The sequence below is a fragment of the Brevibacterium sp. Lmc1 genome (genome assembly GCF_057654315.1).
Genome location: NZ_CM172803.1, coordinates 515,986 through 527,814, shown reverse-complemented (window position 1 = coordinate 527,814; position 11,829 = coordinate 515,986). Strand labels below are relative to the sequence as shown.

Genomic DNA, 11,829 nt, shown 5'->3' with positions numbered 1-11,829 from the left:
CTTCAGCCATCCGGCCGCGGCGGACATTGCAAAGGAGAGATCATGCCGTTCTTCACCCCTTCCGTCACGAGCGAAGCCGACGCCGCGTTCACCTACCTCACCCAGCAGTGCACCCAGCTCAAGCTCACAGCTCTGGACCTGACCGATGAGCAGGCCCGCAGCACGCCGACGGCCAGTGGTTTGAGTATCGCCGGCCTCATCGTTCACGGAGCCCAGGTGGTCAATAACTGGCTCATTCAAGTCAAGGACCCGACGCGAGAGGTCGGCGAGGATGACTACCGGATGGTCAACGAGAAGTTGGGGCTGACAGCGATGTTCGACGGGTCCGCTCTCCCCGACCTCGACATCACCGAGGCGGTCGCAATCTTCGACAAGGTCATCGACGGGATCGAGGACGCGAGGGCCGCAGTCGACGACGCGGGGACCGACCTCGGCACCGAAGTTCCGATGCCGTACAACCCGTGGATGCCCAACGATTTCACTATGACCGTGCGGTGGATCCTGTGGCACCTGGCCACCGAGATCGCCCGCCACGCCGGCCACGCTGACATCATCCGCGAATCGATCGACGGCGCGATCGCCTACCAGCTCAACGCTCAGGCGGACGGCGAACCGTGGCCGCCCGAGGGCATGGACTGGAGCTGAGTCCCCACACGATCCCGCCCAAAACTACCTGACGGCGGCCCAGCAACCTCGCGCGAGGTTGCTGGGCCGCCGTCAGGTAGCAATTGTTAGGCGACGAAGGCTTCGCTGGCCTTGGACACCCGGTCGACCAGGTGGTCGGTGTAGGCCGGCATGGTGAGGAACTCGGCGAACTCCTCGCCCAGTGCCGTCTCGCGGAAGATCTCCACGGCCTCATCGAAGTGATCGTCGGCGGTGCGCTCCATCAGAGCCAGCTCCTCGCCGAGGTAGCGCTCCACCAGACGCGAGGTCAGCTGCTGCCCGTTGTCCAGAGTCACCTCGTGGCGGATCCACTGCCAGATCTGCGAGCGGCAGATCTCAGCCGTCGACACGTCTTCGAGCTGGTTCTCCAGAGCCACGTGCCCGTTGCCGCCGAGCCAAACGTTGATGTACCCGATGGCCACGCGGATGTTCACCCGCACACCCTCTTCGGTCACGACCGGTTCGAGGCCGGTGATGTCGAGGATGTTCTCGCTGGTCACCTGCACATCGGGGCGCTTGTTCTCCAGCTGGTGCGGCTGCGAACCCAGGGCGGCGTCGAACACGGCCAGAGCCGCCGGAACCAGAGCCGGGTCGGCCACCCAGGTGCCGTCGAAGCCCTGCCAGGCCTCGCGGGCCTTGTCCTCTCGCATGCGCTCGAACTCGGCGGCCACGAACTCCTGGTCCGGGTGATCGGCCATGAGGTTGGACATCGTGCCGATCGCGTGTGCTCCGCGACGGTGGCAGGTGGCCACGAGGCGGTCGGTGAACGCCTTCATCAGCGGCAGGTCCATCGTCAGACGCTCACGGTCGGGCAGAACGTAGTCGGTGGTGTTGCGCAGGTTCTTCACCACGGAGAACAGGTAGTCCCAACCGGCGGCCTCGAGGCCTGCGCAGTGCTCGCGCAGCTCGAAGAGGATCTCTTCCATCTGGAACACCGCGGTGATCGTCTCGATGTGAGCGGTGGCCCGGATGGTGCCGTGCGGGATGCCCAGCATGTTCTGCGCCAGGACGAACACCTTGTTCCACAGGCGTGCTTCCTGCGAGGACTCGAGCTTCGGCAGGTAGAAGTACGGGCCGGAGCCGTTGTCGATGAGGTGGCGGGCGTTGTGGAAGAAGTACAGACCGAAGTCGACGAGAGCACCGGAGGTCGAGAACTCCTGGCCGTTGTCATCGACGTAGATCAGGTGCTTCTCGGGCAGGTGCCAACCGCGGGGGCGCAGTCCGATGGTCGGCTGGTTGTCGTTGTTGACGCCGGGCAGCTGTCCGCGGATGGCGCGGAAGAGGTTGACCTGCCCGCCGATGACATTGGCCCAGGTGGGGCTCGTGGCGTCTTCGAGATCGGCCAGCCACACCTTCGCCTGCGAGTTCAGCGCCGCCACGACCTCATCCTCGGTGACCGGGCCGGTGAGCTCCACGCGGCGGTCTTCGAGGCCGGGGGCGCCGGCGGATCCGGCGACCGACCAGGAGCGGTCGGCGCGGATGCGCGCGGTCTCGGGCTTGAAACGGGGGAGGGTTCCGCCGTTCATCTCGGCCGCGCGGGCCCGGCGCGTGCGCAGCACGTCGCAGATGGTGCCGGCGAACTCGTCGTGCAGCTTGGCGATGAACGTCAGAGCAGGCTCCGAAAGGACGGTGCCGAAGCCGGTTTCGAGCGGCGCGTTGATCTTGATGTAAGACATGGGCTTCTCCTCACCCGTCGTAGTGTGTGCCTGGAATGTGTGGCTGGTTCTGTGGGTGATCCTCGCCGAGGCGGCTCTGCCGTGAGCGTGAGCGTTCCCGTGGGATCGTGGCGGGGTTTCGATTCGTCTGTGGTGTGACGGAGCGGATCGACAATGTAAACCCCGTGAAAACACTGCCGATCCGCCCCGGGTTCTAGGTGGGTTCATCCCCGCTGGTCAGTGGGGCGTGAACCCGGTGCGGCTCAGTGGAACTGAGCGGTTTCGGTGGAGCCGGCCAGCGCGGTGGTCGAGGACTCCGGGTTGACCGCGGTCGAAACCAGGTCGAAGTATCCGGTGCCGACCTCGCGCTGGTGGCGGGTCGCGGTGTATCCGCGTTCTTCGGCTGCGAACTCGCGTTCCTGCAGGTCGACGTATGCCTTCATCTGTTCGCGGGCGTAGCCGTGAGCCAGATCGAACATCGAGTAGTTGAGCGCGTGGAAGCCGGCCAGGGTGATGAACTGGAACTTGTAGCCCATGGCTCCGAGCTCGCGCTGGAACTTCGCGATGGTCGCATCGTCGAGGTGCTTGCGCCAGTTGAACGACGGCGAGCAGTTGTAGGACAGCATCTGGTCCGGGTACTCGGCGTGGATCGCCTCGGCGAACTTCTTCGCAGCTTCGAGGTCGGGCGTCGAGGTCTCCATCCACAGCAGATCCGCGTAGGGAGCGTAGGACAGGCCGCGGGCGATGCCGGCTTCGAGTCCGTTCGTGATCTTGTAGAAGCCTTCGGCGGTGCGCTCACCGGTGACGAACTGCTGGTCGCGCTCGTCGATGTCCGAGGTCATCAGCGTGGCTGCCTCGGCGTCGGTGCGGGCGATGACGAGGCTGGGCACGTTCTCGACGTCGGCCGCGAGGCGGGCGGCGTTGAGGGTGCGGATGTGCTGCGAGGTCGGAACGAGGACCTTGCCGCCGAGGTGGCCGCACTTCTTCTCGGATCCGAGCTGATCCTCGAAGTGCACACCGGCTGCGCCGGCAGCGATCATCGAGCGCATGAGCTCGTAGACGTTGATCGTGCCGCCGAAGCCTGCTTCCGCGTCAGCGACGATCGGAGCGAACCAGTCATCGACCTGCTTGTTGCCTTCCGAGGTCTCGATCTGGTCGGCGCGCATCAGAGCGTTGTTGATGCGGCGGACGACCTGCGGCACCGAGTTGGCCGGGTAGATCGACTGGTCGGGGTAGGTCTGGCCGGCGGCGTTCGCGTCGGCGGCGACCTGCCAACCGGAGAGGTAGATGGCGTTGAGGCCGGCCTTGACCTGCTCGACTGCCTGGTTGCCGGTCAGCGCACCGAGGGCGTTGACGTAGTCACCGGAGTGGATGTCGCCGGCGGTGATCTGGTTCCAGAGGCGCTCGGCTCCGTGACGGGCCAGCGTGTGCTCCTCGATCAGCGAACCGCGCAGTTTGACGACATCCTCGGGCTCGTAGTCGCGAGCGATTCCCGACCAGCGGGCGTTGGTCGCCCAGTCGCGGCGGATGGCTTCAGCATCGTGCAAGCTGTTCTGCGTGGTGTTCTCAGTCATTGTCCTTCTCTTTCTCGATCTCTCGGGGTTGTTGATGTATCCAGTCTGCGGGGGCTGCAAGGGCTCTCGCACTGAATTTCTGGATGAATAATCTCGATATTTCCGGTTTCAGAAATTTCGCGGTTCTGTCATACTGTTTTTCAACCATGTGAACCAGCACACAGAAACCGAGGGAGGCGCCTTGAACAGCGTTGGCGCGGAAGTTGAGAGCGAAGAGCAGCAGACCGACCCGCTCAGCATCGGCAGAAGAATCCGCTTTTTTCGAAAGAAGCGCGGTTTGACCCTCAACGAGCTGGGGCAGGAAGTAGGGCGTGCGGCCTCGCAGATCTCGACGATCGAGAACGGCAAGCGAGAAACTTCTGTCACGCTCCTGGCCGCGATTGCCAAGGCGCTGAAGACGGATGTCTCCGAGCTCATCGACCCCGCTCCGATCGACGAACGACAGGCCCTCGAGTTGGAGGCCGAACGCAATCAGGCCTCGCCCATGTACTCGGCCCTCGGCCTGCCGCAGGTGCGGATCAAGTCGCTGCCGGCCGATGCCCTCGAGGCGATCGTGGGCCTCCAGCGCCAGCTCGGCGAAGCCCTGGAACGGCGTGCGGCCACACCGGAGGAGGCCAGGCGGGCCAACCGTGAGCTGCGGGATCGGATGAAGGAGAAGAACAACTACTTCGCCGACCTCGAGGCCACTGCTGCCGAGCTGCTCGACCTCGTCGGCTACGAATCCGGAACGGTGTCACAGCGGCAGACGGCGCTCATCGCCGAGAAGCTCGGCTTCAGTCTCCATTACGTCTCCGACCTGCCCGAATCGACCCGGTCGATCTCGGACACTGCGAACAAGCGGCTGTATCTGCCCAACGCCGACGCCGCCTTCGATCCGCGGTCGCACCTGCTCATGAGCCTGGCTCCGCATGTGCTCGGCTATGACTCCCCGAAGGACTTCCACGAATTCCTCCAGCAGCGCGTCGAGGCGAACTATCTGGCGGCCGCGATCCTGCTGCCCGAGTCCGCGGCCGTGCCGATGCTCGAGGAGGAGAAGAAGAAGCGGGTGCTCTCCGTCGAGCATCTGCGCGATATGTTCGGCGTCGGCTACGAGATGGCCGCCCACCGGTTCACGAACCTCGCCACCGAGCACCTCGGACTGCCTGTGCACTTCATGAAGGTCCACAATTCCGGCACGATCCACAAGGCGTACTCGAACGACGGGCTGCCGTTCCCCACCGATCCGCTCGGCGCGATCGAGGGACAGTTCGCGTGCAAGCGCTTCACGTCGCGCACCGTCTTCCGTGTCGCCGACCGATTCAGCCCTTACTACCAGTACACCGATACCCCGCACGGATCGTTCTGGTGCACCGCCCGAGTGCTGCCCGGCGGCGACTACGCCATCAGCGTCGGCGTCCCGTTCTCCCACGTCCGCTGGTTCGAAGGACGGGAGTCACCGATCCGCTCGCAGTCCGGATGCCCGGATCCGTCCTGCTGCCGGCAGGCCCCGGATGACCTGGCCGAGAAATGGGAGGATCAGGCGCTGCCGTCGGCCCGCATGCACGCCTCCCTACTCGCCGCGGTCCCGCCCGGAGCGGTTCCCGGCGTCGACGACACCGAGGTCTACGAGTTCCTCGAACGCCATTCCGACTGATCGTCGACATCGATCGACGGTGCAGAAGACCCTCGCCGAGGCGGCTCCCCCACTTCGGGTGCTCCCCGACCCACGTTGACTGACGTTTGGGTCATTCCGCCAGGACTTCGGCCAGGCGGACGAGCATGAGTTCGCGCCACCACAGATACTCGTGCCCGCCCACGAACGGTCGGGGCACGAAGTCGATGCCGCGAGCCGCGAACTCCTCGGTCGCCTCGGCGACAGAGTCCGCAATGACAGTCTCGAGGATCCCGTGGTCGACACTGAACGTCGGATCTGCGGCGGTCGCCGGCCGGGTTTCCACCGTCCGAGACTCCGGCGCCCCTGCGCGTCCGTCCGGACCGTCGTCGGTGCTGCTCGGCGCGAGATCCCAGATCCTGCGCCCCTGATCGTCGGATTCCCAGAACGACGGCGAAAGGCAGATCCCGCGGAACGCTTCCGGGTGCCGCAGGGAGAAGTACGCCGCGGCCAGTCCGCCGTAGGAGGCGCCCGCGACGATCGTGCGGGCCGAGACCTCCGGCGCCATCTGACGAACTAGCGCGAGCACGTCGTCGCAGAACCGAGAGTTCATCACGAGGTCGTCGGCGCGCTGGCCGACGGCCGCGTCCTCGTCGGGGCCGGCGTCCACGACGGGTGCATGGTCGATGGCGATGACCGCTGACGGCGGGGACACCAGCTCGTCGATCGCTGCGAGCAGTCCCCCGCGGATGAACCTCTCCCCGTCGAAGACGACGAGCACCGGCGCCGAGGCGGGACCTCGCTGCGGCCGGTGGGTCCAGATCCGCCTCGGCGCGGAACCGAGGGTGATGACCTGTTCGTCGACGTCGGTCCGACCTTCGCCTGCCCCGCTGCGGGAGTCGGTCGCCGGCCGGTCCCCACCGGTCCAGATCAGGGGCCGGGCATCGGGTGCGGCGAGCTCGAGGACCTGTTTCCTGCGCATGTCCGTGATCGTGAGCAGATCATGGTCACCGGCGGGGACGAACCCCCGTTCGAGGACATCGAGCCATGTCGGACGGTCGGCAACTTGGAGTCCTCGTGGCACGGGCAGGAAGCGAAGCGCCCCGCGATACCCTCGCGGAACCGGCAGCTCGATCGAATACCTCGTCGCGTCGGCACCGTCGGCACTGTCGCCGCCCTCGTCCCGGGCAGGGCGCCGGGTCATGATCCCGCCGGGCACATTCCGTCGGTCGGTGACTCCGTTGAGGTCGACGAAGATCTCCTGCTCGTCTCCGGGAGCCGCCTCGGCGGGGATGGCTGTGGCCGGAAGTTCCACCTGCAGCCTCCAGCTCTCGTCCGGGCCGATCTCTGTCCAGGTGCACAGGGCAGAGGCCGAACCGGTCTGCTCCGCCGACGAATTGATCGCGCTGGTCCCGGTCATGATCCGACCGCCGCCGTGTCGAGCTTCTCTGCGATGGGGCCGACGATCTCGGGCAGCGCGAGCGCGGAGACGGAGCGCAGCCCGCGCCATTCCTCATCGGTCGGCTGGTAGAAGTGGCCGCCTTCAACGGCTGGCAGGCTCGAGAACGTGGGGACTCCGTCGTACTTCTTCCGCAGCTCCGGATCGGGGAAGTAACCGACGAGGATATCGCTCTGCAGGACGTCGAGCTTCTCCAGGGACAGGCTGTCGGGGACCGACCCGTCGGCCATCTTGTCAGCCACGGGGTCGAGCGTCAGCCCGAGTTCGCTGAAGAATTGGACGGTGGCCGAGTCCCGATCGGTCAGCACTCCCACCTCGTCGGGGCTGTGGAAGAGCGCGACGAGGAAGGACCTGTCGGTGAGGTCCGGGTGATCCTTTGCCGCATCGTCGATCGCTGTCTGCGCCGTGTCGATCGCTTTGTCGCCCTGGTCCTTCGCGTCGAGAACGGTCGAGACCCGTTCGGCCTGTGACTGCCAGCTGTCGGGGGTATTCTCCTTGGCCGTGCCCAGGGTCGGCGCGATTTCGCTGAGCTGGTCGTGGGTATCCTTGCCGATGATGGTCCCGGTCGCCAGGATCAGATCGGGTTCCCACGCTGCGATGTCCTCGAATGGGATCGTGTCTTCGGTCGACCAGTGGAAGAGCTCCGGATCGTCGCCGCCGAGCTCATCGATCGTCTCCTCCGCCCACGGCATCACGGGTTCGACCGGAGCTTCGGTCATCGCCACGGGGACCACACCTACGGAAAGAGCAACGTCCGCATCGGAGACGGAGAGAGCGACCACGCGTTCGGCCTTCCGGATGTCAACGGAGCCGAAGGCGTCGTCGACGCTGCCTGCACTCGCCCGTTCTGCATCGGTCCCGTCGGCGGAGCCTCCCCCGCACCCGGTGAGCGCGAGGGCGAACGCGAAGGTCAGTGCCGGCAATCGGCGCCGGCGGACCGCCAATGTCGGAGACGTCGAGGTGGAGGCGGGTCGAATCGCGGGCACGGGCATCGTCACTTTCGCTCATAGTTTGGTTAGCCTAAGCTAAATTACCATAGCAGCTGTCTGCGTCCCAGAGCGGCGGTGCAGGTCAGCTGGGAACGTCAGCGCGGCACGGTCCGCGGCGGGGCGATCTCAGCGGGCCGCGTTCTCGAAGGCCCGATCGACGATCGTTTCGGCAATCGCCAGCGCCGAGGTGGCCGCCCACTTCGGCACGGACCTGACCACGGTCAGCCTGCCGCGCCTGGTCATGGTGAGTTCATCGATGAGTTCGCCTTCGGCGGTCATCGCCTGAGCTCGGACACCGCGGGCCCCGGGCGCCACGTCGTTCTGGTCGAGCTCGGGAACGAAGCGGCGGATTCCGTCGACGAAAGCAGTCTTGCTCACAATAGGCTTCACTCCGCGGGCCGCTGTCTTCGCAGTCTGTGCGGCGAACTTCCAGAACCCCTTGGACCGGGCGGTCGATGTGATGTCGGCCAGGTCGAATCCGTGCCGATCATAGGACTCGCGGCCGAGGGCGACGAAGGTGTTCGGTCCGAGGATGAGTCCGTCGTCGAGTCCTCGGACGATCGAGGTTTCGGCGAACGGGGACTGCGGGTCGGGAACGGACCCGATGATGCCGCGGACCACCTCGGTGTCGGTGGCCGGGCTTCGGTAGAAGTCGCTGGTGAAGGGTACGATCCTCGGTTCGGCGTCGAGTCCCGCAGAGACGGCGAGGCGATCGGCCTGGAGACCAGCGCAGACGATGACGATGTCGAAGGTGCCGAGCACTTCCTCAACTGGCGCTTCGCTGCGCGCGCTGCCGCCGGGAGCGTCACCAGCGCGCGATCCTGCGCCACCAGTGCGTGAGCCAGAGTCGCCGCTGCGCGAGCCGTCGCGGTTCGCCCACGCGTCAGAGACCTTCTGCGTCCACTCGCCGAGCGTCGATTCGGCCTGTTTGAACCAGTCCTGCTGTCCGAAGCGATCGCGCAGCTCATCTGCAATGCCGATGACAGGTTCGCGGCCCTCCTCACCGCGATATGTCCGCGGCCGGTCGTGGACCTGATCGTCGCGATGGTCACGGTCATGGACCTGATCGTCGCGGCTGCCTCGGTCATCGACAGCATCCTTGCCCGACCCGCCCCGTTCGCCGGCCGCGCTCACACCACGGTCGTCCTCATCGGACTCTCCGGCTGCGGTCCCATCCCCTGCCGGTGGGTCGTCCTTCGGAACCGGGCGCCCACGCAGGCGGACTTCGTTGCTCATGGTGTCGAATCCGGTGACCTCGGTTCCGAAGCGGAATGTCCCTCCGGCGGCGCGCACATCGGAGGCGAGCGCTGCGGTGAGCGCCGAGAAGTCGGCGATGGCCGCATGGGGTGAGAAGAGCCCGAGGACTCCCCTGACGGCCGGTTCGACGGCTCCGATCTCGTGACGCTCGAGCAGTCTGGCGCCTGGAACCTCGTTGTCTTTGGCGCGGGCGAAGATCTCTTCGAGGCGTTCGGCCTCATCGGTGTTCTGGGCGATGAGCAGCTGCCCGCATTCCCGGTAGGGAACGCCTGCCTCAGCCATATAGGGAATGAGCAGCTCGAGGCCGCGGCGGGTGAGCTTCGCCTCCGCCGAGCCGGGCTTCTGGCCGAGCCCGGAGTCGACGATTCCGGAGGTGTGACCGCTCTGATGTGCAGCGACGTTCTCAGCTTTGTCGAAGACGGTGATCTCGGCGTCGGGGAACCGCTTGATGACTTCGCGGGCGGCGGCGACACCGAGGATACCGGCACCGACCACGGCCACTCGTGAAATACTCATACAGCAATCTTGGCACCGTTCGGGATGAAGGAGAAGGATGACGACCGTCTTGGAGTGGACCGGCAAGGCCGCCGCCTTCGACCTCGGTCGCCGCCTCGTGGACGGTGCCCCTGAACGGGAGGGCCACCTCGGTGATGGTCGTCCGCATCTGTGGGACGTCGACGGCACCGCTCACGTTCCCGATCCACACGAGAATCTGCTCGTCGTCGGGGACAATCTGCCCGCGCTGACCGCCCTGCTGGCCACGCACCGCCGGCAGGTCAAGGTCGTCTACATCGATCCGCCGTACAACACGGGCAACGCGCACACCTACAAAGATCACGGGCACGATCACGCCAGTTGGCTGTCATTCATGACCCCGCGACTACTGCTCGCCCGTGAGCTCATGCGTGAGGACGGGGTGCTTTTCCTCCATCTCGACGACAAGGAGAGCGCGTGGGCTCAGCTGCTCGGGCACGAGATCTTCGGTGAGGACAATTCGCTGGGCACGCTCATCCATCAGCGCGCGAAGGGCGGCGGCAACGCCCGCTCCTTCGTGCGCGGGCACGACTATGTGCACGTGTGGGCCCGCGATGCGAGCCGGGTCGGGCCGTTCCTCACGGAGAAGAAGTCACCGGCGAAGCTCGAGGTCATCAACGGCAGGCGGATGCTCGTGGAGACCGATGTGCTGCGCGCCGGCTTCGGCCGCTATGCCCGCGGGTCCGAGCGGCGGCTGATGTACGAGGACATCGTCGCCGTCAAGGGTGAGGGGAAACTCGCCGAGGTGGATGCGAAGTTGGCATCGGGCGAGTACATCCTGCGGCCCTGGGGCACAGAGGGCAAGCATGCGGTGGTGCGGGTGACCCCGGCGGAGAAGGCGAGTTCGAAGCTGTACTCGATCATCAAGGCGCTCGGCGGGCAGAACGATCTGGAGCCGCTGGGCCTGGCGGGAGTGTTCAGCTATCCGAAGCCGGTCGAGCTGGTGAAGGCGCTCGTAGCCTCGCAGACATTCTTCGACTCCGATGCCATAGTCCTCGACTTCTTCGCCGGGTCCGGGACCACGGCACAGGCCGTGATGGCCGCGAACGAACGGGATCAGGGGTCGCGGTCGTTCGTGCTCGTGCAGACCCCGGAACCGCTGCGGTCGAAGACGGCCCGGGCCGTGGTGACGGCAGCTGGTGGCGGAGTCGAATTCCCTACGATCAGCGAACTCACCGCCGAACGCATCCGCCGCGCAGCCGATGTCCACTCCCCCGGACTGACCTTCACCCAGCTCGAGGTCGTCGACGGCGAATAGCGCCCGGCGGCGACGTGACAGCCGAAGACTGCCCCGCCGTACCTTCCGACTGAATTGCTGGGTCGATCCACGGTGTTTTCGACCTCCAGAACACCGTGGATCGACCCAACAATCGCCTCAACAATCTCCTCCGACGGTACGGCGCCGGGCCGTTTCCAGAATGTGAGGTCAGGGTGCGACCAGTGGTGCCAGTTCCGCTTCGAGGATCGCCTTCGCCGAGGCGGCGCTGCGCTCATCGAGCATGACCTCCTGAGCCAACCCCTTGCCCAAGGCGATCATCCGCATCGCCCACGCAGTTGCGACCTCACCGTTGGTGCCATCGGAGCCACCAGCGCCATCGGTGCCTCCAGCGCCACCGGCGTCATCGACGTCGGCAGCCCCATCGCCTCCGACGACCGCCCGATAGAGGCGGACTCCGAGCTCGAGAGTCGCACGATCGCTGGCTCGGATGATGTCGGCGATCTGCTCATCCATCACCGCCCGGGCGACGTAGGTGTACCACACAGATGCACCGATGCGCATCGTCTCACCAGCGGGAATGAATGCGAAACAGAACTCGCGGAGCGCACTCACCGCCTCGGCGCAACCGGGTTCGGACGGCGCATCGGTACCCTCGGGACCTGCCGCCTCGGCGCTGTCGACGATCTGTCGGCACCCCTCGAGGATGAGCTCACTGCGCGAGGGGAAGTAATGCTGCACGCGACCGACGGAGATTCCGGCCGCCTCGGCGACGGAACGGAACGATACCCCATCGATCCCCTTGAGATAGATGACCTGCCACAGGGCATGGACGATCTCGGTGCGGCGCTGGGCATGGTCGACGATCTTCGGCATCCTCCCACTTTACAA

9 protein-coding genes are annotated in these 11,829 nt (G+C 65.8%); 3 read left to right on the top strand and 6 right to left on the bottom strand.

Going from position 1 to position 11,829, the window contains the following annotated elements; all coding sequences use genetic code 11:
- Positions 1–42: 42 nt before the first annotated feature.
- Positions 43–645, top strand: a complete 603-nt coding sequence (locus AC239G_RS02325; protein ID WP_139906740.1) for a mycothiol transferase — start codon at positions 43–45, stop codon at positions 643–645.
- Positions 646–731: 86 nt separating this feature from the next.
- Here the strand turns inward: AC239G_RS02325 and aceB are convergent, their stop codons facing one another.
- A complete protein-coding gene (gene aceB / locus AC239G_RS02320) occupies positions 732–2,339 on the bottom strand; it encodes a malate synthase A (RefSeq protein WP_487489705.1) in 1,608 nt (535 codons plus the stop codon).
- Between the two features lie 242 nt (positions 2,340–2,581).
- Complete coding sequence (gene aceA / locus AC239G_RS02315) at positions 2,582–3,892, bottom strand: isocitrate lyase (protein ID WP_172172442.1); 1,311 nt, start codon at positions 3,890–3,892, stop codon at positions 2,582–2,584.
- A gap of 238 nt (positions 3,893–4,130) precedes the next feature.
- Between aceA and AC239G_RS02310 the strand changes: the two genes are divergently transcribed.
- On the top strand, positions 4,131–5,525 hold the full coding sequence (locus tag AC239G_RS02310; RefSeq protein WP_427846185.1) for a helix-turn-helix domain-containing protein: 1,395 nt from the start codon (positions 4,131–4,133) through the stop codon (positions 5,523–5,525).
- A 91-nt stretch (positions 5,526–5,616) separates the two neighbouring features.
- Here AC239G_RS02310 and AC239G_RS02305 read toward each other — a convergent pair whose 3' ends face one another.
- From AC239G_RS02305 to AC239G_RS02295, 3 genes are all read right to left on the bottom strand, one after another.
- Positions 5,617–6,903: an alpha/beta hydrolase gene (locus AC239G_RS02305; RefSeq protein ID WP_180345652.1), complete on the bottom strand. Its 1,287-nt coding sequence runs from the start codon at positions 6,901–6,903 to the stop codon at positions 5,617–5,619.
- The gene (locus AC239G_RS02300) at positions 6,900–7,934 is read right to left on the bottom strand and encodes an ABC transporter substrate-binding protein (RefSeq protein ID WP_487490099.1); all 1,035 of its coding nucleotides are present in this window, start codon (positions 7,932–7,934) and stop codon (positions 6,900–6,902) included. The genes AC239G_RS02305 and AC239G_RS02300 overlap by 4 nt, the downstream gene beginning before the upstream one ends.
- Positions 7,935–8,057: 123 nt before the next feature.
- Positions 8,058–9,704 carry an FAD-dependent oxidoreductase gene (locus AC239G_RS02295; protein ID WP_248284029.1) on the bottom strand — a complete coding sequence of 549 codons (1,647 nt, stop codon included), beginning with the start codon at positions 9,702–9,704 and terminating at the stop codon, positions 8,058–8,060.
- Between the two features lie 37 nt (positions 9,705–9,741).
- Between AC239G_RS02295 and AC239G_RS02290 the strand changes: the two genes are divergently transcribed.
- On the top strand, positions 9,742–10,980 hold the full coding sequence (locus tag AC239G_RS02290; protein ID WP_139469400.1) for a site-specific DNA-methyltransferase: 1,239 nt from the start codon (positions 9,742–9,744) through the stop codon (positions 10,978–10,980).
- 168 nt (positions 10,981–11,148) lie between these two features.
- On the opposite strand, the gene AC239G_RS02285 is transcribed toward AC239G_RS02290, so the two are convergent.
- Positions 11,149–11,814 carry a TetR/AcrR family transcriptional regulator gene (locus tag AC239G_RS02285; protein WP_139469401.1) on the bottom strand — a complete coding sequence of 222 codons (666 nt, stop codon included), beginning with the start codon at positions 11,812–11,814 and terminating at the stop codon, positions 11,149–11,151.
- Between the last annotated feature and the right edge of the window lie 15 nt (positions 11,815–11,829).